The sequence below is a fragment of the Lachnotalea glycerini genome (genome assembly GCF_003201285.1).
GTDB lineage: Bacteria > Bacillota > Clostridia > Lachnospirales > Lachnospiraceae > Lachnotalea > Lachnotalea glycerini.
The window spans coordinates 298,972-321,506 of record NZ_QICS01000001.1; the positions used below are offsets into that span (position 1 = coordinate 298,972).

The window sequence follows — 22,535 nt, forward strand, 5'->3', positions numbered from 1 at the left end:
AAGGAGAGAACAAAGATGATGCATTTAGATTATGAACAGGAAGTAAAACAAGTCTTAAAGTTGATAAAAAATAAGAAAATGTCTCCCCAGGAAGGAAAGCAAAAGATAGAAAAACTCAGATATCAAAAAGAAAGTTCATTTTCAGAAGGGGTAGCTATTATAGGAATGTCCGGAAGGTTTCCTGGTGCAGATAATGTCAGTGATTTCTGGGATATTTTAAGCAATGGGAAAAACTGCATCACACAAGTGCCAAAAGAGCGATGGGATCATGATACCTATTATGACCCCGATGTAAAAAATTTAAAGAAAACAAATTCTCGCTTTGGAGGATTTATCAATGACATTGATAAATTTGACCCGCTCTTTTTCAATATATCAGGAATGGAAGCAGAGGTTATGGATCCGCAACAGCGCTTGTTTTTAGAAGAGAGTTATCATGCACTGGAACAGGCCGGATATGCCAATGATAAAGTATCCGGTGAAAAATGTGGCGTTTATGTTGCTGCGGCACCAAGAGATTATCTGACTCATTTGGAAGAAAAAAATATTGAAGGGAGCGCGCAGGCATTTTGGGGAAATACAGGCTCGATCTTAGCTTCCAGAATATCGTACTATTTAAATTTGAAAGGACCGGCAATTTCTTTGGATACCGCTTGCTCCTCTTCCTTAGTCGCAGTGCATCTGGCATGTCAGGGAATTTTGTCAGGAGATGTTAAGATGGCTGTTGCCGGGGGGGCTTGGATTTGTACAACACAGCACTACTATATACTCACAAGTAATGCAGGGATGCTCTCCCCCGATGGGAAATGTAAAACATTTGATGACAGAGCAGATGGAATTGTAAACGGGGAATGTGTGGGAGCAATTGTATTAAAATCCTTAAAAGATGCAGTCAAAGACCATGATCACATACTTGGAGTCATCAAATCCTCTGGAATCAATCAGGATGGCAAAACAAATGGAATCACTGCTCCAAGTTCCTTGTCCCAGACAAAGTTAGAAATGGAAGTGTATGATAAGGCAGATATTAATCCGGAGACAATTTCATACATAGAGACGCATGGAACGGGAACGAAGCTTGGAGATCCGATTGAGGTTGAGGCATTAGACCGTGCATTTAAACAGTATACCAATAGGAAACATTTTTGTGCGCTGGGATCCGTAAAAACAAATATTGGACATGCTTCCCTTGCAGCAGGCATCGCAAGTGTTATAAAAGTTTTACTCGCATTAAAATATAAGAAAATACCCGCATTGTTAAATTTTGAAACGTTAAATGAGCATATTGACTTAAGCCAGAGCGCATTTTATGTTAATACTGCTCTTACAGACTGGGAAGGCTTTGGACAGCCATTAAGGGCAGCAGTCAGCTCGTTTGGTCTGGGAGGTACGAACGCACATTTAGTAATTGAAGAATATACAAGAAATAAGCAGTCTGATGTAAAGAAAATGTTTTATCCGATTACCTTTTCAGCAAAAACAAGTGAAGCTCTCTATCATAGGATAAGAGAATTTGGAATTTGGCTGGAAGAAGATGGGAATATTTCTAAATTAGAGGACATTTCTTATACTTTGAATGTTTGCAGAGCACATATGGAAATTCGTGCGGGTTTTGTGGTAGAAAACCACCAGGAATTAAAACAGAAGATGGATGATTTTCTGAAAGCAGATGCCAAATATTCTAAAAAAACGGCTGACCCAAAAAACAATGTAGAACTATCGAAGGTGCTAACAGAATTAAAAAGTTCATCTCTTTCAAGACAAGAGTACCAAGAAAAAGTCGTATGTTTAATGGAGTATTACCTGAGCGGTCATACGGTTGAATGGGAACAGTTATACAAAAAGGAGGACTGCTATAAAATACCTTTACCGGTATATCCGTTTAGCAAAGAATCCTACTGGATTTCCAAAATTGAAAAGGAGGAAGAAGTGATACTATCCGGAAACCAGTTGTATTCATTAATGGATGAAAACGTAATTCATTCTGAAGCTTCTTCTGGATATAGATTAAATTATTATGAAACGCGATGGGTAAATCAGACGGATGATTTAAAAAAAGCACTGACATTCCATGAACCTGTTTTAGTATTTGCATATAAAACGCAGGATGCACTTCTTGATGAAATCAGACAAAGAAGCGAAAACATGGTAGTGATATACCCAGGTGATGCGTATCGGTATTTAGGAGATAATGAGTATGAAATTCATAAGGATAATGAAAAGGAACTGTCTGTTGTATTAAATGAGTTAAAGGAACAAAATCTTTATCCTAAGAAAATTATATATTTATGGACATGGAAGAAATTTGATATAAATGAAAATACATTTGCAGAATGTGCTTATTCTATATTCCATTTACTGAAAAATCTTCATGCATTATATAGCAGAGAGTTAAAAGAAATAAAGGTATTATATCAGACAGAGGATGGGCAGATCAATCCGTATTTGGAGGCAATTGGAGCTTATAGCCAGTCACTGGGATATTTGTTTCCCGAGCTTTTATTCTCCACAATCCATTTAATAGGCAGCGATATTTCTGTGAATGATGTTATGACAGAGCTATATGATAAGTCAGCTAAGAAAGAAGTTCGGTATCAAAATGGAACAAGATGGATTCAAAAAACAGATGCGATTACTTTAAAAAAAGAAAACGAAAATATTCTAAAGCAAAATGGGGTGTATCTGATTACTGGAGGAGCCGGTGGTCTTGGATTACTATTTGCAAGGTATTTGGCGGTTCATTATTCAGCCAGACTGATATTAATTGGTCGTTCTGCGTTATCGGAAGAGAAAAAAAAGATAGTAGAAGAATTTGACGAGCAAGGAGCCAAAGCCGTGTATTATCGAGCTGATGTTTCAGAACCAAAACAAATGGCAGCGGTGATAAAGAAAGCAGCAGAGATCTTTGGGCCAATTCAGGGTGTCATTCATGCGGCAGGAATTATGAGTGATAAACTAATCATACAAAAGGAGCAGAAGGATTTTGAACAAACAGTACAGGCAAAAATAAAAGGATCTGTTGTATTAGACGAAGTTACAAAGGAGGAACCTCTTGATTTCTTTGTGCTCTTTTCCTCCACATCATCTATACTCGGTGATTTTGGACAATGTGATTATTCGATTGGGAACCGATTTTTGGATAGTTATGCAAAGCACAGAAATGCATTAGTAAAGAAGAAGCAAAGAAACGGAAAAGCGATCACAATCAACTGGCCTTTATGGCAGGAAGGTGGAATGCATGTTCAAAGGGATACAGAAACCCTTTACCTAAAAACATCCGTGATGGGATATCTTAAGACAGAAGATGGATTGGAAGCATTCAGAAAAATCATGGAATCTGGAAAGGAACAGGTTATGGTTTTATATGGAGAGAAAGATAGAATCGATGCATCCATGGGAATTGAAAAGGGAGAGCTAACACATTCAGTTACAGAAAAATTTAATCAAGTAGATAAAAGTCTGCCCCATTGCATACAGGAAGACAAACCAATGGCAATTAATTTTCAGTCGGATATAAGAAAAATTGCTGCAGCTATTTTAAAAATCCGTCCGGAGCAAATGGAAACGGATACCAATGTAGCAGAATATGGTTTTGATTCCATATCACTAAAGGTATATGCAGATAAAATATCAGAACAGTTCCAGATAGAGTTATTACCCACTGTTTTCTTTTCTGAAAATACAATAGAAAACTTAGCAAGTTACATATTAAATGAGTACAAAGAAAAAATATTCAACTATTATGACAAAGAGAAGCAGGAAATAAAAGCAGTGGAGGTGAAAGGGCACAAGCAGCAAAGCGATTTAAAACCATTAAAGGAACAAATGTCATCCTTACAGCGTATTCCAATAGAAACACGAAACGTGCAGCAGAATAAAAAATATGAGCCAATTGCAATTATCGGTGTTACAGGAATGCTTCCAGGTTCTAAGGACTTGAATGAGTTTTGGACAAACTTAATGGATAGTAAAGATTTAATTACTGAAATTCCTTCCGACAGATGGGACTGGCACAAATTTTACAGTAAAGATCAAGCAGAAAGAAATAAGTCGATTTCTAATTCTGGTGGATTCATAAGAGATGTTGATAAATTTGACGCATCATTTTTTAATATTTCACGCCGGGAAGCGGAATTAATGGACCCACAGCAAAGATTATTGTTGCAGTCAGTATGGAGTACAACAGAAGATGCAGGGTATAGAGCGTGTGACCTTGCCGGGAAAGACATAGGAGTTTTTATCGGATTTCAGTTCAGTGACTATCAGGAACTATTAATGGAAATAGGAGAAGCAAAACCACAAATAGCAACCGGAAATGCACATTCTTTGTTAGCAAATCGAATTTCCTATTTTATGAATTTTATGGGACCAAGTGAATCCATTGATACGGCGTGTTCCAGCAGTCTGGTAGCAATTCACAGAGCGGTAAAATCCATCCAAAGTGGAGAAAGCGAGATGGCATTTGCCGGGGGTGTCAGCCTGATGCTGTCACCGGGAGCTTTTCTAAGTGCCAGTAAATTAGGAATTTTGTCACCGAATAACAGGTGCAAAACCTTTGATAAGGATGCAGATGGCTATGTGAGAGGAGAAGGCGTAGGAACTCTTTTGTTAAAACCTTTAAGTAAAGCAATACTAGACAAAGATAATATCTATGCAGTGATTAAAGGCAGTGCACTAAACCACGGAGGCAGGGCAAATTCCCTGACGGCACCAAATCCAGATGCACAAGCAAAGGTATTGGTAAAAGCTTATCAGGAAGCGGAGATTACGCCAGATACCATCGGCTATATTGAGGCACATGGTACGGGAACAGAATTAGGAGATCCCATCGAAATAGAAGGGTTAAAAAAGGCATTTAAAAAGCTATATAACATAAATGGGATGACAGAGCAAAAGGTAAATTATTGTGGGATTGGAGCGGTTAAAACAAACATCGGTCATTTGGAACCGGCGGCAGGTTTAGCGGGAATCATCAAAGTAATCTATGCACTAAAGCAGAAAGAAATACCTGCGACCATTCATTTAAATAATTTAAACCCATATATTAATCTGACCGATACGCCATTTTATATTGTAACAGAACCGACAAAGTGGGAAAAGCCAAGAGATCAAAACGGCGTAGAATTGCCACGTAAAGCCGGAGTCAGTTCCTTTGGTTTTGGTGGAGCAAATGCTCATGTAGTACTAGAAGAATATAATCAGCCTCTTTCTGAAAATACTAAGATTGAACCACAGATTATTATTCTCTCAGCAAAAAATCAGGAATGCTTAAGAGAGTATGCCATAAATTTGTTTGAATTTCTTGCGGCCAAGAACGATGCAAATAACAAGCCTGTTCATTTTTTAGATTTGGCATATACACTACAGTTTGGACGAGAGGCAATGCAATGGCGGCTGGCAATTGTGGCATCGAATCAAAATGAGCTGGAACAATATTTAAAAGCATTTATAGATGGAGAATCCGAGGAGGGAAGTCCTGTTTATTTCAATTATAAAAACATAGCAAAACATACGTTTGATCTGTTTGACCAAGATGACGATGCATACGCCATGATTTCGCAATGGATTGAAAAGAAAAAACTGGATAAACTGGCGAAACTATGGGTTTTGGGATACGAAATTGATTGGAACCATCTACATAAAGGTGAAACATACTTTAGAATTTCATTGCCCACCTATCCATTTAAAAAGGAACGTTTCTGGCTGGCGAAAGAGGGGAGCGAAAGAAGTAGATTTCAGGCAAATGAGTATGGTACTCTAATTGATTCTTTGGAATTTGATTTAAGCATGAAAGAAGGAATCGTATTTAAAAAGGCAATGAATAACCAGTTAGATATGATAAGGGATCACATTATAAACGGCAAATCCGTTTTTCCGGGTGTTGGATACCTTGAAATGGTATATCAAGCCGCCTGTATTGTGAGAAAACATAAGAGAATCTCCTTCAAGCATATTTATTGGATGAACCCGCTTAGTTTAGATGAAAAAGAATGTGTGGTATTAGTGCGCATATCAAAGAAGGATGAGAAGCTAGTTTTTTGGATTTCAGATGAAGAAGAAAAGAAACTATATGCAAAGGGTGAACTCGATGAGAATCAAAGCGAAACGCAAGAATTAGAAAAGGTTTCTATTGAATTGATAAAAAGCAGATGCCACAAGAAAGTTAGCAGCGAGGAAATTTATGAGCAATATGCTAGAAATGGAGTTTCCTATGGCTCGTTTTTCAAAGGAATCCAAGATGTTTATCAAAATAAGGAAGAAGCATTAGGAGAAATTCATTTAACCTCAGGACAAGATCTTAATTCCTATTCCTTACATCCGACTTTGTTGGATAGTGCATTGCAGGTGATCGGCTGTTTAAAAGAGTCGGGCAATCAAGTATTCGTACCATTTGCCGTAGACAAAATTGAAATTTTCAGACCATTACAACCAGAAATGTATGCCTATGTACGCTCATCCGGCCATAATAGATATCATATAACAATCCTGGATGAGAATGGAAATGTATGTGTAAGATTTAACGACTATACATTAGGGGAAGTAACAAATATAAGTGAAAAACTTTATTATGAACCGGTATGGGAGAAGAAAGCACTTACGTCAAAGGTGGAACAAAGGATAGAAGGAAAAGTCGGTATTGTGTATACCGGGGACAGTGAATGTCTGGCAAAAAGAATAGCAGCAAAATATGAGGATGCGGTAGAAATTAAATTAGGTACGTGCAGCGGCCAGTCAGAAGGCAATCAGTACGAATTAAATGTAGAAAATGCATCCGATATCAGTCAACTGGTTAACTGTCTGCCTCCATTAAATGGGATATATTTTTTAGGTGGAATTCAGAAAGATTCAAAGAATACAAACAACTATCAGGCAGTTGCCAAAAAACAGGAACAAGGGGTAATCAGTTTATTCCGTTTCATAAAGGAAATAGGTAATAGCTCCAAATTTGGTGGGCTTGGTGATTTAAAAATAGTGACAAATAATGTGTATCCTGTTGCAGGCAGCAATGTGGTATTGCCGGTAGCTGCCCAAATAATAGGATTTGTCAAGTCTTTTGCAAAAGAGTATCCCAAAATAAGAGTAACTTCTGTGGATCTCGACTTGCCAGACTTATATCATACTTTTTCAGATGAGGAATTTGATGCATTGATACAGCCAATTTTTATGGAGGAAAGTAATGAAAATGGAGAAACGGTTGTATACCGGAATAACGAACGGTATGTTCGGACATTGAAGCCAATTAAATTGACTGGTAATGAAAAAAGCGTTTTAAAAGAACACGGTATTTATATGATCATTGGCGGAACAGGGGGAATCGGGATTGTATTAAGCAAATATTTAAGCCATGCCTATAAAGCAAACTTGATTTTAGTAGGCAGAAGCAGTCTGACAATGGAACAATCAGAACGATTAATGGAGATTGAGAAAGAAGGCGGTAAGGCTTATTACTATCAGGCAGATGTTACAGATGCAGATGGGATAAGAGAAGTTGTAAGTAAAGTAAAACATCAGTTTGGCAGAATGAATGGTGTGTTTCATTCAGCAATTGTATCAAAAGATAAAACCATTCAAACTATGTCAGAAGATAATTTTCGTGCAGCACTTGATCCAAAGGTAATAGGAAGTGAGGTATTGTTTCACATATTGAAAGAGGAGCCGTTGGATTTCATGGCATTTTTTTCATCAACCTCTTCCATTGCAGGTATGCCGGGACAATGTAATTATGTCAGTGGACTTAATTTTGAAGACAGCTTTGCTTCTTATATTCAACCCAGAGTCTCTTATCCGGTAAAGATATTTTACTGGGGGTACTGGGGACTGGGTTCTAGTGAAGATAAGGAATATGGAAAATATCTTAAGATGCAGGGGATAGATAAGATTAGCGTAGAGGAAGGAATTCAGACACTGGAAAAGGTATTAAATAGTTCCTATCATCAGGTATTTATACTAAAAGCAGAGGAAAGCGTCTATCAGAAGCTTGGCATCTATGAAGTAGATGAAGTCCCAAGTCAGAAGAATCAGATACAAATGACTACTGCTGAAACAATCATACAGGAAAGAGAGTTAACAATCAAAGATACCGTTGGTTCTGAAAAGGATCGGTTAAAAGAATTTTTAAAAGATAGGATAGCAACGCTGTTAAAAGATGAAAAAGACAGTATTGAGGATGAAACACTCTTTTCGGATATGGGTATTGACTCTTTATTAGGATTGGAATTTCATGCAAATCTTGAAAAAAGCTTTGGAGAGCTTCCAACTTCACTGCTCTTTGAACATACAAATGTCAAATCCTTAGTCAAATATCTATTAGAGAATAAAAAGGAAAAAGTCAAAGAAATATTAATGGAACCGATGAAGGATAATAATCGTATTAATATGTTTTCCTATCGTACTAAGAAACAAGAAGAGTTACAAAAGGAGGAGTCACTTGGAGTTTTAAAGGAGAAACCCAAAAATGTAGACCTTCCGATAGAACTTGAGAGCTTTATGGTGGAACTGGATTCAGGTACTAAAATAGAAGTGAGTGTGAAAGGAACGAAAGATCCTGTTTTAATCATTCCCGGTTTCGCTGTAAATTCTGTTATCGATATTTATCAGATAAGAGATTTGTCAGAGGATTATCAGGTGATTTCAATTAACCTTCCGGGCCACGCAAAAAGTGATATTATTGAAGATTTATCACTAAAAGGCATGAGCCGTATGATGATACAAGTCATGGACAAGCTCAATATTATAAAACCATTTCACGTTATTGGCGGTTCATTTGGTGGCATGATTGCCCAAAGTATTGCAAAAGAATTTCCAGAACGAATAAAAACACTTACCTTACTAGGAAGTTTTACCCTGTCAAAGTTTGAGGGAGTGACGAAATACTTTTCATTTATCGAGACAGTTTCCAATGATTTTGAAATTGTTAGAAAAAATACAACATCAGAAGAAATCAAACAGAACATAGATTATTGTCTCAATTTATATAAAATTAGTCAGGAAACAAATACAGCTTTGCTGATGAAGTATCTGGATTTAATGAAACAGGGCATGACAACGAGTCATATTTTAAGCCAGATAAAAGTGCCAACGTTAATCATGGCAGGTGAACTGGATTCTGTTGTAGATCCACAAGAATCCAAAATGATTCATGAAGGGATTGAATACTCCAAATATATAAAAATTGAGGACGGGGGGCATTTTATAAATTTAACACACCATAAAAAGGTAAACGAAACGGTAAAAGAATTTCTGGAACAATTTGACACATAAGACACAAACAGATAAGGAGGCTTTATATGCTGATTGATACGATAAAAGCCAAATGGGACAAACTATTGGAAGAAGGACTCATACATTTTTATCAGGAACAGAATAAAGAGATGATATGGAACGGTAAAACCATGACCTTTTGTATGGAATATGTACCGGAACGGGCAAAACGTGTGGGATGCTATCAGGCAAGCACGCATCCTTTGGGGGATAACATAATAAACAGAGAAGACTGCCTTTATGATTTTGGAGAATTGGCATTATTAGCCAATAACAGACCGGTTGAAAAATACCATAGTATCCTTTGTTCCAAATCCTTCATACCACAAAATGAGTTTACCAAGGATGAGATTATGGCAGTATCAAAAATTGTAGAAGAGACTGGGATACGATCTTTTTTCAATATGCGTGGAACAGCCGCAACGTTAGAACATTTTCATACGCAGGTGTTATGGAATCAGTTTCATATAGAAAATTTAGTAAAAGTATCAATCGACGAAAATATAGGCTATTTGCCTGATTATCCGGTTGGAAATATTCTTTTCACTGGTGAGCTTTCCAAAAGATGTGATCTGTTATTTGAAAAGCTGAAGCTGCTATCAGAGTCAAAACTTCCACTTACAGTTAAGGACGATGGCAATTTAAGCAAAACGCCGCTCTTTACCTTGCTTTTTTGGGAGAATAATATTCTTCTGATTCCACGAAAACAGGAAACCTCAAGTCGGATGAAGGCAATGGTGGGAGGGTTAGAATTAAGTGGGTATTTTCTGATCACCGCTCCGCTTGCAAGAGAAAATCCTTTTAAAGGTGTAGATGAGAAGTACCTGATTGAGATTATCAGAGAGGTTGCTTTTGAAAAAGAAGATATTAATTTTTTATACTAAGAACTTTATCATAAGGAATGCAAAGTACCGCATTTTTGTGCAAAAATGTTACTTCAAAGCCGTAAGGCATAATGGTAACAGGATTCTAATTATAAAGGAATGTCAAGGCTCTATGAAATAGGTGCCAAGGATTCCAAGAGCTCATAAGAAAAAAGGAGGAAAATATTATGCTAGAGGTTGTTATTTTTTCAGGTGGAAGAGGTTCTAAAGCATTTGTGAAAGAATTGCTAAAGGATGAGTCAATTAAATTATCATTAATCGTTAATTCCTATGACGATGGGAAATCCACTGGTGAGATCCGAAGATTTTTTAATATGCTTGGCCCATCTGATATAAGAAAAAATCAGGAAAATTTAATGTCAAGTAACTTTGAATTATATAAGATGTGGTCTGAAATTTTTGCATTTCGATTTCCAAAGGATGTTCAATATAATCACTGCATATCTGTTATGCAGGCTTTTGCAGACGGTAAAACCAATATGATAGAGGAAATACAGATTGATGAGCCTAATTTGGTACAGTTGTTGAGAAAAATTATAGAACAATTTTTGACTTCACTGAAAACATATGAAAAAATAATTGGAAGAAAATTTAATTTTAGTGACTGTTCCTTGTCTAATTGTTTGTATGCAGGAGCTTTTGAACTTTTGGATAAAAGCTTTTACAAAACAATTGCGTTGTTTAATGTTTTATTACATACGCGTGGCGATGTCATACCAACAAACTTAGAAAATAAAAAACTGGTAGCAATACGTGAAAATGGAGAAATATGCTATACCGAGGATATTATCGTAGAATTGCGTTCCAATGACAGAATTAAAGATTTATTTTTACTAGATAAAGATCTTGATCCAACGCTCATTGAAAAGAAATTTACAACGCTAGAAGAAAAAAGTGATTATCTTCACAGAATTGAAAGCTACGTACATGGAACACCGGAATCTATCAAAGCAATTGAAAATGCGGATATTATTATTTATGCACCCGGAACACAGCATTCATCCTTATATCCAAGTTACACAACAATTGGAATTCCGGAAGCAATCTATTCGAACAAGAAAGCTTTAAAAGCGTTTGTATGTAATATAGGTGAAGATTATGAGACTCCGGGATATGAAGCCAGTGAGTTTATAACAAGCGCATACAAATATTTAACAAAGAATTGTAAATATAAAATTCCTATTTCAGAGCTTATTCATGTAGCCTTAGTGAATACGTCCCGTTCCCAGCAAAAAGAAGATTTTCGATATGTAGAAAATGATTTTCAAAAACTTGAAGAATTACCAGTTGAGATTTTATGTGGAAATTTTGAATCCAACTCAGATTTGGGAAAGCATGATGCTCATAAAGCAATAAAGACCATCGAAGAAGCCTATTATAAGAAATTTTATAAGAATTTTTACAATGAAACCAATAAGTATTAATAAAAAATGTGCTATTTTTGATTTCGATGGGACAATTGCAGATACAAACAGCATTCATGCAAAAGCATTTCAAATGGTTTTTGAATTATTATATATTGATAATTTTCATTATGAAGAGTATATGGGGCGAAAGACAATAGAGGTTTTTAAAGATTTTTTTCATACACATAATCTGAACTATTCTGAAGACAAAATCGTTCAGATGGTAAAGCTAAAGCAATCGTTAGCAAGAGAACTAATGCTGACGCAGTTAGTAAGCTATGATGGAGCAATTAGTTTTTTAAAATTACTAAAGCAGAAAGGAAAAATTTTAGTTTTGGCTACGTCATCATCTAGAGAAGGGGTCAGTGTAGGACTTAAAAAATTAGGAATCTATGAACAATTCGATTATATACTGACAGGCGATGATGTCAAAATGGCTAAACCTGATCCAGAGATTTTTTTGAAATCACTACAACTTGTAAATGTAAAGGCAGATGAGGCAGTAGTGATTGAGGATTCATTAAGCGGTGCGTTAGCCGCACAGCGTGCAAACATAGAAGTTATAATCGTAAATAATCGTAAAATGGGAAAAAGTTATTATTTTACCAGTTATTCAAAGCTGATAAATGAACTGATTCACTTGTAATAAATTGGTAACTAATCAGTACCCATATTACAGCGGAAATTAGGAAAGTACTGATTAGTTACGTAAACTTAAAAAATCTTAGGGGGAATGTACTCAGTGAAAAGAAACATAGTCTTTATGTATTCGGGACAAGGTTCTCAATATAAAAATATGGGACTTGATTTATATTATTCGGAACCCATCTTTCAATACTGGATGAATCAATTAGATCAATATTTTATTAAATTCATAGGGAGTTCCGTGTTTGACCTGTTGTATGGGGATAAAGGAAAAAAAGAAAGTAATACATTAACACATACTCATCTTGCCATTTTTATGGTCGAATATGCTGTTACCCAGGTTTTATTTAAACACGGAATCTATCCGGACTCTATCGTTGGTGTAAGTCTGGGTGAATTAACTGCATCCGCTGTAAACAATCGAATCAGTCTTTTAGAATGCATGGAAATGATCTATGAACAGGCACATATCATTACCAAATCATGTTCAAAAGCCAGAATGCTATCCATTCTGGCTGATTCACAATTGTATCATTGTTCCAAAGAATTATATCTAAATTCTGAAATCGTTTCGAATAATTTTAAGGATAACTTTACAATAGCATTTCCAGAAGAGAAAGAAAAAGTAATTTATAATTTTTTAAAAATGAATCAGATTACGTACGTACCACTGGCAGTTGAATATGGATTCCACTCCTCCCTGATAGACGATGGGAGAGAGCCATACCAGAAATACCTTGCCAAGAGGAATATAACATGGAATGAAAAGATACGATATAAACAGTATTCAAGTGCCTTGGTGGATCAATTAGATGATTTTTCAATGGATTATTTCTGGAAAGTAGTAAGAATGCCAATTGATTTTCAAAATACAGTGAAAAAGGCAATTGATAGAAATTACATTAACATTTTGGTGGATCTTGGTCCAAGCGGTACATTAGCTACTTCCTGCAAATATATATTTAATGAAGAAAATATATTGCCATATACTATTTTATCACCTTATGGAGGGGCGATGAAACATCTGGATTTATTATATAAGGAATTAGACATGCAGAAATAGATAGAAATAGTAGTCAAAGCGGATATTTCCAATCCGCTTTTCTACTTGCTGTTATATATATGCATTACTTGTTAAGCGTTTCAATAAAATCCTCTAGATTCTTCTTATTCAGCCAGGTTTCTTGTGGTGGATTAGTAAATGCTGGCTTACCACCAAAGGATTTGATACAGCTTGAGTGACTGATCAGTTCGACTGGTATATTTTTATCAATTGTTTTTTGGAATGTATCAGGGTAAGCGTTACATAAGTAAATCTTCACTGTCTTAGTTAATAATAAATTTAAATTCTGCCTGATATAATTGAATACCGGTTTATATATTTTCCCCATATGTACACCTGCCCCAATAATAATCGTATCATAACCCGAAATGTCAGGGGTACTCTGCTTCAGATTGTATATGGGACAATTGTCTAATTTTTTTGCTAAAATATTGGCGCATTCTTCGGTTGCACCAGACTTTGTTGCGTATAAAATAAGTGTCTGCATAATTTAAGCCCCTTTCTTTATGCTGCGAAAACTAATGATTGTAAGTATGAATGTGATAAAGCAGAAAATTACGGATGCAATACCACAATTTATGTGGAAATTAATAGAGCCTGGTTGACCTGAATGGATCCATAAACCACATATCATAGTAGAGAATAAAAGTAATAATGTAATAATTGAGCTAATAATTGTCGCTATCTTCATTTGAATCTACTCCTTTCTTTCGTTAATTAAATTATCAAGCAACTGGTCAATGAATTGATTTCTTGCCTTTTTATCATACAAATTAAAACTGCTGTACATACAAAAAGCTGTTGGGGCTATAGCAGCAACCTGCAAAGGTTGTAGAATTTGTAACGCGATAACTCGCAATTCTATTTCTTCTTTTTTATCCTTAAATATTTCTTTTAAAATAGGAATAATATAAAGCAACGCATGCATGTTTCCACTTAAAATATCATGTGTAACCATAAATTGAGTCAATTTTTCGTTCGTCACCGCTGCATTACACAGTTCTTTCAACATAGTTTTTAATCGGTCACGAGGATTTAAATTTAAATTTGCAGTTGGTTTCGAAAGATTAATCGCCATTTCTGCAAGAACATCCCTGACTGCTATACTTAACAAATTATCTTTTGAATTAAAATGATAATTAATGGAACCTACTCCTACCTTTGCCCGCTTGGCAATCTGGCGTACCGTTATTTTTTCGATATCTGGAATTTCGTTCAATAGTTCGATCGTTGCCTTAATCATGCACTGTCTTACATCTTTTTCGTTACGATTCATTGCGATACCCCCTAATATTATGTCTTTTTCTCGTTTTGTAAAAAGCTGCCCTCCCTTATCGTTTTTTGAATATGTTTTGAATGCGTTCAGTATAAATCGATATCATTAGTTTGTCAATAGCCATATTTTCTTTAACACTTGCAAAAGTTTCCTTTTAAACTACAAAAATTACCAATTCTATTGTCCAAAAATGGAAAAAAAATTAGAATAAAGAAAAGTGATGTAGAAATAAATAATGGAAATGGTAAAGAAATATTTTGTGAGTATTTCATAACTAAATAGTGGATTTTATAAAAGATGAATCTCATTGTTTAGCAAAAATAAGGGTTAGAGATTCCTGAGTTTTTAATTATAAGGAGGTATTATTTTGAAGGAAATTATGGTTGTTACAGGAGGAGCAGGATTTATTGGAAGCCATCTATCACAGAAGCTGTTGAATTTAGGATATATTGTAAGAATTATAGACAACTTATGTCAGGGCAATCCAGATTATATCCCAGATGGAGCAGAATTTTATGAGGGTAATGTTTTAGATAAGGACTTGCTTAAAAAAGTTTTTACAGGAGCAAAAGGCGTTTTTCATATGGCAGCAATGAGTAAAGTAGCGCCATCCATCGAAAAAATTGAGTATTGTACGGAACAAAATGTGTTAGGAACATTGAATGTTTTATTAATGGCCAGAGAATGTAAAGTACAAAAAGTAGTATATAGTGCCTCTTCAAGCTATTACGGAAACAGACAGGCACCACAAAATGAGGAAATGCTTCCAGATCCATTAAATCCCTATGCACTGTCTAAATACGTTGGTGAGCAGTATTGTGAATTGTATACGGTTTTATATGGACTTCCAACAATCAGTCTGCGTTATTTTAATGTTTACGGAAGGAGGCAGCCATCAGAAGGTGCTTATGCATTGGTACTAGGTATTTTTCTAAAGAATCTAAAAGAAGGCAAGCCACTCCTTATTCATGGAAAAGGAGAACAGCGTCGTGATTTTATTCATGTAAGTGATATTGTAGAGGCTAATATCGCAGCCTTTAAAAGTGAAGCCAAAGGCATGGTTCTAAATGTAGGAAGCGGTAAGAATATATCCATTCAGGAACTAGCCGATTTAATTTCGAAAGATCAAATTTATGAGCCAAGACGTGCAGGGGATGCAGAAATTACACTGGCAGATATATCAAAAACAAAAGCAATTCTTAACTGGGTACCAAAAGTGTCAATTGAAGAGGGAATTCAGCAAATGATAGATGATACACGAAATGGTTATCTTTAAATAAAATATTTTATAAGAAAGAAGGTTTTTCATGGCAAAAATTGAAATTGTTGTTATCGGAACGCATGGGGAGGTAAGACCTTTGCTTGCTTTAGGAGTTGCCCTAAGAGATGCCGGACATGATGTGATTCTATGTGCTCCACCAAATGAAGAAAAGTGGATTCAAAGCTATGGCTTTAAATTTTATTCTGCAGGATGTGATGTTTATCAGCTAATTAATGGCTTAAATAAATATATGGGGCATCCCATTGAGTTATTAAAAGCAGTTAAGGCTACTTTAGAAAATATTATCTGCGGTCAGTTTGAGTTGGTCAAAGAGGCAAGTGAAGGGGTTGATTTGATCATAGGAGGGGGAGAACCTTTCGCAGCACCTTCCATTGCAAAATATTTAAATGTACCATATATTTTTGTGAATTTAGTTACGCAATTTATGCCATCGAATCATTATCCACCAACTGTAATACCATGGCAGAATATGCCCAGATTTATGAACACAATTGCTTGGAAACTGGTTAATTCTCTCATTAATCTGTCTTTGATAAAAAAGATAAATGAAAATAGAATAAAGTTAGGTTTAGATAAAATAAAGGATTTTTACGACTATTTTTTAAATAATATAGCTCTTTGTATTATAGCAATATGCCCTTATTTAGATGTATCACCGAAGTATAAGTTTAAGTATATTCAGACAGGATTGTGGCAGATTCCAGAAGTTAAGGAAGAGGAACTAGAGCCGGGACTGGAAGTATTTTTAAAAAGCGGACCGCCCCCAGTATATTTTGGATTTGGAAGTATGAGTGATTCAAATCCAAAAGAGACGATTAAGATTATTAATGAGACAATTAAAACACTTAAAATAAGGGCGTTAGTATCAAAGGGCTGGGCAGAATTAAGTGAAGATTTTGATTTCAAGGATGTCTATATGGTTGGTTTTGTTGAACATAGCAAATTATTTCCAAGAGTATCTTGTGTGGTTCATCATGGAGGACCCGGAACAGTATACACCGCAGCTCATGCAGGGGTACCACAGGTAATCGTACCTCATATGCTGGATCACTATTATCAGGGTGATTTGCTCTATAAAAAGAAATTAACACCCAAAGCAATTAATCGTTCCAAGCTGACAAGCAAAAAGCTAACTCGGGCAATTCATGAGGCTATTACGAATCAAGAGTATATAGAAAATAATAAAAGGCTTGGTATACAGCTTCGCAAGGTGGATCAAGAATGTATTAAGAAAGCGGTAGAATCTGTTAATAAAGTGTTAAAAGACAAAGGATTGAGTTAAATAGGAGACATTATGGATTACCATACATTACGGGTACGTTATGAAGAACAGGTATGCTATATACAGTTTTATCGCCCAGAAGCCAATAATACAATTAACTACAGGATGGTTATAGAATTATCAGAAGTTTTGAAAGAGTGTGATACGTCAGCTTCTATTATAATTTTAGAAGGACTTTCAGATGTTTTTTGCTTTGGAGCTGATTTTCAAGGAATTCATGATGATATGACCAGTCACACAGAGTCTGAGAACAACCCTAAGCTTTTGTATGAGCTGTGGCTTAAACTAGTTTATGGCCCTTATATAACGATTGCTCATGTTCGTGGAAAAGCAAATGCAGGAGGCGTTGGATTTGTAGCTGCTTGCGATATTGTTCTGGCAGATTGTACCGCTTCCTTTTGTTTGTCAGAATTACTCTTTGGATTATATCCGGCATGTGTATTACCGTTTCTTATTCAAAGGATTGGATATCAAAAAGCAAACTATATGACACTTATGACACAGTCGATCGGAGTAGAAACAGCATATGAGTGGGAACTGGTCGATGCTTATGATAAAAATAGTGAATCTTTATTAAGAAAGCACTTGCTTCGCTTGAAACGTTTACAAAAGTCAGCTATTAAGCAATATAAAAGCTATATAAGCCAGTTACGTCCAAACTTGTATCAAGAGAAAGAAATGGCAGTCCAGGCAAATGTAGATTTGTTTAAAGATCGTCAAATCAGGGAATGGATTTATCAGTTTGAAGAGTATGGAAAATTTCCCTGGGATAAATAATGAAAAGGAAATATATCAATAAAGCTAAAAAATAGTTATAAAAATACTTATAAGAAGGTGAAGATATGTTAAACGTTGGTATAGAAGCAATTAACTTTTTTGGAGGAACCGCATTCCTTAATGTCAGACATTTGGCAGAATATCGTAAGCTTGATACAACCCGATTTGAAAACTTATTAATGAAAGAAAAATCCGTTATACTACCATATGAAGATCCAGTAACATTAGGTGTCAATGCGGCAAAACCGATTATTGATTCTTTATCGGAAGAAGAAAAAAACAAAATTGAGCTTTTAATTACCTGTACTGAATCAGGAATTGATTTTGGAAAGTCTTTAAGTACTTACGTACACGACTATTTGGGATTGAACAGGCATTGTCGCCTTATGGAAATAAAAAATGCCTGCTATTCAGGAACAGCCGGGTTTCAAATGGCAGTAAATTTTATCTTATCTCAAAGCTCTCCCGGTGCCAAAGCACTTGTTATTGCAAGTGATCTTGCAAGATTTATGACAGTTGATGCTGGTGAAGTGCTGACTGAGGATTGGTCATTTGCAGAACCAAGCTCCGGAGCAGGAGCCGCGGCTATCCTAGTGAGTGAAAAACCTTATGTGTTTCAAGTGGATATAGGAGCGAATGGTTATTACGGATATGAAGTAATGGATACTTGCCGTCCTGTACCGGATAATGAAGCCGGTAATTCGGACTTGTCATTGCTTTCTTATCTGGATTGCTGCGAGCAGGCATATCTACATTATCAGTCAAAAGTAGAGAATGCAGACTATCAAAAGACATTTGATTATATCGCTTATCATACTCCGTTTGGAGGAATGGTAAAGGGAGTACATCGGACAATGATGAGAAAGATGGTAAAAGCAAAACCAGCAGAAATAGAAAAAGATTTTAAAGAAAGAGTGACACCTGGTATGACGTTTTGTCAGCGAGTTGGAAATGTAATGGGAGCAACGGTTTTTCTATCCTTATTGAGTACCATTCATAATGGAAATTTTGAACAACCAAAACGAATTGGATGCTTTAGCTATGGTTCTGGTTGCTGTTGTGAATTTTACAGTGGTGTGGTCACCCAAAAGGGAAAGGATATTATACTGGGATATGATGTGGATAGTCAGTTGAGCCAGCGTTATCGGCTTTCTATTGAGGAGTATAATAAATTACTGATGCAAAGCAATTTCATACCATTTGGAACGCGTAATTGTATTATGAATTTTGATTTAATTCCGGGTATTATGGAATCAATGAAAGGAAAGAATCGTTTATATTTAACTGAGATAAAAGAATTTCACAGAGAGTATCAGTGGATATAAAACATATGAATGGGTATAGAGCTTTCAGGATAAATTAAAAACAGAAAAACAATGATTGATAAAATTGTAAATAAATTTATTGAATATCAATTTCGAGTAGGATTGATTTCAAAAGAAGACATTTGTATATATAAATATGGATATACGCTTATGTTAGAAATGTTAATTAACTTATTAATTGCAATTTTAATAGGATATTTTTTGGGTGAATTGCCAGTTGTATTATTTTTTTTAACTTGTTTCATTCCATTGAGAAGTTATTGTGGAGGGTATCATGCTCCAAAAGCGTGGCTTTGTATTATATTGTCAAACACCATTATTTTAAGTATTACTTTAATATTTAAATATTTTTATTTAAGTATCAGCAGTATAGAATTATTTCTACTCTTTTTAATTGAAATAATACTTATCGCTTTCATAGTAAAATTATCACCTGTTGAAAGTTTAACCAAAAAGTTAAATACCAATGAAAAGAATAGTTATAAAAGACATATTAAAGTGATTCTAATAATTGAATTAATTTTAGGGATAATTCTTTTTGGCATTGAATGGAAAAAATATTGCTATGCTATTATCATAACACATATTGTTCAGGTGTTTGCATTGATTTTAGCACGTAATGAGTTAACATTTTGCCATTCGGCTTCCTAGTTATAATAATGCATAAAAGTTATTACATACAATATAGAGTCAGGACAATTAATGTCCTATTTGAATAAAATATTTACTTTATTATAGAAGAAGAAAAGCAGTTTGTAGTATTTCGAATGAGGAAAAATCAGAAAAACTTATTCCATTTTATTTAGAAACTTGTCTTAGTAGATGAGCTTTTAAATATAGGGATTTATATAACAAAAATTTTTAGAAACTATGATATAAGGGTATCATAGTTTCTTTGTTTGTATAAACGCATAAAGAAAACTATCAATTAAATAAATTAAAAATATATTGTATTGAATTTTGACACAAAATGAAACAATGTACATATATAGACATAATTACAATGATTAAAATTGATAAAAGTTTATATTTTCGGAAAATGTGTAAAAATAACAAAATATGACAGTTTATTATTTATCTTTCGTCAAAATATGATATAATATTACCATAATTTAGGAGGTATTTAGAAGGTATTTTAGGAGGTATGATCATGTTTCATATAGCAATTTGTGATGATGAAAAAAGATTTATTCAGTATATGAAAAACATTATATACAATGCAGGATTAAAACGAGGAGAAGTTATATTTTATGAATTTTCTTCAGGAGAAGAATTTATTGATTACCTAAAAGAAACAGCTAGCTTTGATTTACTGATTCTAGATATGCAATTGAAGAATATGGACGGTAATGAAACAGCAAAAGAATTTAGAAAAGTGTTTCCGACTACTACCTTAGTATTTTGTTCAGGTGTTTGTATGCCTACTGTGCGAAATTTTGAAACAATTCCTTTTAGATATTTGTTAAAAGGGTATACCGATGAACGTATGCGATTTGAGATGAAGACCATAATTAATGAAATGATAAATAAAAAGGTAGAACCGTTTATTATAGGAAATAATCATTATAATTTAGTTAAATTAAGACCAAGTGATATTTTATATATAGCAATTGCTAAACGGGGAAGTTGTATTCATATATGTCCAAATATAATAGAATATAAATTTGAAGAAAATATCACATCAAAAGAGAAAATCGAAAGCCTTTATAATCTGCTAAAAGATTATGGATTTGCATATGCACATAATAGTTATATTGTAAATTTGAAATATATAAAAAAAGTAACAACAACAGAACTACAACTAGTTGATGACACAAAATTGACAATTTCTAGGTCTAAGGCAAAAAATTTTCGAGAAGAATTTGCAAAGGTGTTAGCTAAGAAGTATTAAGCATCGGGAGAAAAAGTATGGAGTTATTGGACAAATTTATTTTATTCGCAGGATGTGTAGCAGAAGTTTATATGGTATTTGATTTTTATAATAATTTTTTTAATATAAGAAAAATAGTAAAAAGTCAATTAGTGATTATTATAATCAGCATATTGATTATTACATTATTATTTGTTGTTAATCTTTTCGGAAAAGCATATTTGAATTTAAGTCTATTTCCTATAATATTGTGGATCTATGTTACGATATTATTTGATACAGATATTGGAACAAGGTTGATTTATTTGGTTATTTCTATTTCTATTATTGTGGGATGTGAATTTATATTTGTAATTTTATTAAAGATACCGAGCTATTTTGTGAAACAAACAAGTTTTATGGAACTGACAGATATCACTTGGCAGGTATTGAAAATGAAATTATTAACATATATATTATTTACCATATTAAAACAAGTATCCTCTAAATCGAAAAACAAATTATCTGGAAAAATATTTTTAATGTATTTATGTGTTCCAATAGCAAGTTTATGCATTTTGTTAATTACATATTATTCAGGCGTAGATTTTTCTGATAATATCATGATTAAAGTTATGATGTTAATATGCTTTTGCTTTATGTTAATTGGAAATGTTTTAATGTTTTATGCTTTTAATATTTATGAAAAAGAAGTTTACAATGGGATTCAGCAAAAATCAATTATAATGAAAAAGGATGTTGAATTGAAATATTACATTCAAATTACTGAAGTAAATGAAGAAAATAAAAGATTCATACACAATTCAAGCAATTATTTAAAAGTGATTGGAGAATTAGCAAAAGCATATAAAATCGAAAACATTCTGGAAATAGTGAAAGAACTAAATATAGAATTAGAGAACAATGAGATGAAAATATATAGTGGAACACCTGTTTTGAATGCAATCTTATCAGCCAAAGGTTTATGGGCAAAAAAACAGTCGATAAGTTTTGATGTATATGTAGAACCAGTGATACACTTAGGAAATGTAACAGATTCTGATTTAATTACTATATTGGGAAATCTTCTTGATAATGCAATAAGAGCAGCAGCTAGTTGTGAGAATAATAAAAGTGTAAAAGTAAGAATTTTTATGCAAAACGAAGGTAATTTCTGTGTCATTAAAATTACCAATAGATTTACCGGAAAGCTATGTAAAACGGAAGGAGGATTTTTAACAACCAAAGAAGAAAGAGGCATACATGGAATAGGACTTAAAAGTGTTGAATCTATCGTAAAAAAATATAATGGATATTTAAATTGTTTTATAGAAGATAAAGAGTTTCAAGCAATCGTATTTTTATCACTATAAAAAGACAGTGGGCTGCTGGTCATCAGTATATATTGACAGATAATAAAACGTGATATAAAATTAAAAATAAGACTTGTCTCATTTTTAAAAGTTTAATGAGAGGAATGAATGA

14 protein-coding genes are annotated in these 22,535 nt (G+C 34.2%); 12 read left to right on the top strand and 2 right to left on the bottom strand.

The annotated features are described in order from the left end of the window. The first annotated feature begins 15 nt into the window (after positions 1–15). From C8E03_RS01235 to C8E03_RS01255, 5 genes are all read left to right on the top strand, one after another. On the top strand, positions 16–9,261 hold the full coding sequence (locus C8E03_RS01235; protein ID WP_110290064.1) for an SDR family NAD(P)-dependent oxidoreductase: 9,246 nt from the start codon (positions 16–18) through the stop codon (positions 9,259–9,261). 26 nt (positions 9,262–9,287) lie between these two features. Continuing rightward, complete coding sequence (locus C8E03_RS01240; RefSeq protein WP_110290065.1) at positions 9,288–10,145, top strand: GDP-D-glucose phosphorylase 1 family protein; 858 nt, start codon at positions 9,288–9,290, stop codon at positions 10,143–10,145. A gap of 167 nt (positions 10,146–10,312) precedes the next feature. Continuing rightward, on the top strand, positions 10,313–11,569 hold the full coding sequence (locus C8E03_RS01245; protein WP_094376772.1) for a 2-phospho-L-lactate transferase CofD family protein: 1,257 nt from the start codon (positions 10,313–10,315) through the stop codon (positions 11,567–11,569). Then, entirely contained in the window at positions 11,550–12,197 is a 648-nt protein-coding gene (locus C8E03_RS01250; RefSeq protein WP_094376773.1) for an HAD family hydrolase, read from the top strand. Before C8E03_RS01245 ends, C8E03_RS01250 begins: the two co-directional genes overlap by 20 nt. 96 nt (positions 12,198–12,293) lie before the next feature. Then, positions 12,294–13,259: an acyltransferase domain-containing protein gene (locus tag C8E03_RS01255; protein WP_170122858.1), complete on the top strand. Its 966-nt coding sequence runs from the start codon at positions 12,294–12,296 to the stop codon at positions 13,257–13,259. A gap of 64 nt (positions 13,260–13,323) precedes the next feature. On the opposite strand, the gene C8E03_RS01260 is transcribed toward C8E03_RS01255, so the two are convergent. Together C8E03_RS01260 and C8E03_RS01270 are read right to left on the bottom strand one after the other, a co-directional pair. Then, positions 13,324–13,746 (bottom strand): flavodoxin domain-containing protein, encoded by a 423-nt coding sequence (locus tag C8E03_RS01260; RefSeq protein WP_094376775.1) that lies wholly within the window; start codon positions 13,744–13,746, stop codon positions 13,324–13,326. A gap of 210 nt (positions 13,747–13,956) precedes the next feature. Beyond that, a complete protein-coding gene (locus C8E03_RS01270; protein ID WP_094376777.1) occupies positions 13,957–14,535 on the bottom strand; it encodes a TetR/AcrR family transcriptional regulator in 579 nt (192 codons plus the stop codon). 367 nt (positions 14,536–14,902) lie between these two features. Here C8E03_RS01270 and C8E03_RS01275 point away from each other — a divergent pair, with 367 nt between their 5' ends. The 7 genes from C8E03_RS01275 to C8E03_RS01305 all read left to right on the top strand — a co-directional run bounded on the left by C8E03_RS01275 (position 14,903) and on the right by C8E03_RS01305 (position 22,423). Beyond that, positions 14,903–15,811 (top strand): NAD-dependent epimerase/dehydratase family protein, encoded by a 909-nt coding sequence (locus C8E03_RS01275; protein ID WP_110290067.1) that lies wholly within the window; start codon positions 14,903–14,905, stop codon positions 15,809–15,811. A gap of 31 nt (positions 15,812–15,842) precedes the next feature. Then, on the top strand, positions 15,843–17,099 hold the full coding sequence (locus C8E03_RS01280; RefSeq protein ID WP_110290068.1) for a glycosyltransferase: 1,257 nt from the start codon (positions 15,843–15,845) through the stop codon (positions 17,097–17,099). A gap of 12 nt (positions 17,100–17,111) precedes the next feature. Further along, positions 17,112–17,876, top strand: coding sequence for an enoyl-CoA hydratase/isomerase (locus C8E03_RS01285; protein ID WP_094376780.1), 765 nt, complete (start codon positions 17,112–17,114; stop codon positions 17,874–17,876). A gap of 65 nt (positions 17,877–17,941) precedes the next feature. Then, complete coding sequence (locus tag C8E03_RS01290) at positions 17,942–19,201, top strand: hydroxymethylglutaryl-CoA synthase family protein (protein WP_110290069.1); 1,260 nt, start codon at positions 17,942–17,944, stop codon at positions 19,199–19,201. A gap of 51 nt (positions 19,202–19,252) precedes the next feature. Next, entirely contained in the window at positions 19,253–19,852 is a 600-nt protein-coding gene (locus tag C8E03_RS01295) for an accessory gene regulator B family protein (protein WP_094376782.1), read from the top strand. Between the two features lie 499 nt (positions 19,853–20,351). After that, positions 20,352–21,092: a LytR/AlgR family response regulator transcription factor gene (locus tag C8E03_RS01300; protein ID WP_170122859.1), complete on the top strand. Its 741-nt coding sequence runs from the start codon at positions 20,352–20,354 to the stop codon at positions 21,090–21,092. 17 nt (positions 21,093–21,109) lie between these two features. Next, on the top strand, positions 21,110–22,423 hold the full coding sequence (locus C8E03_RS01305; protein WP_094376784.1) for a sensor histidine kinase: 1,314 nt from the start codon (positions 21,110–21,112) through the stop codon (positions 22,421–22,423). Positions 22,424–22,535 lie beyond the last annotated feature (112 nt).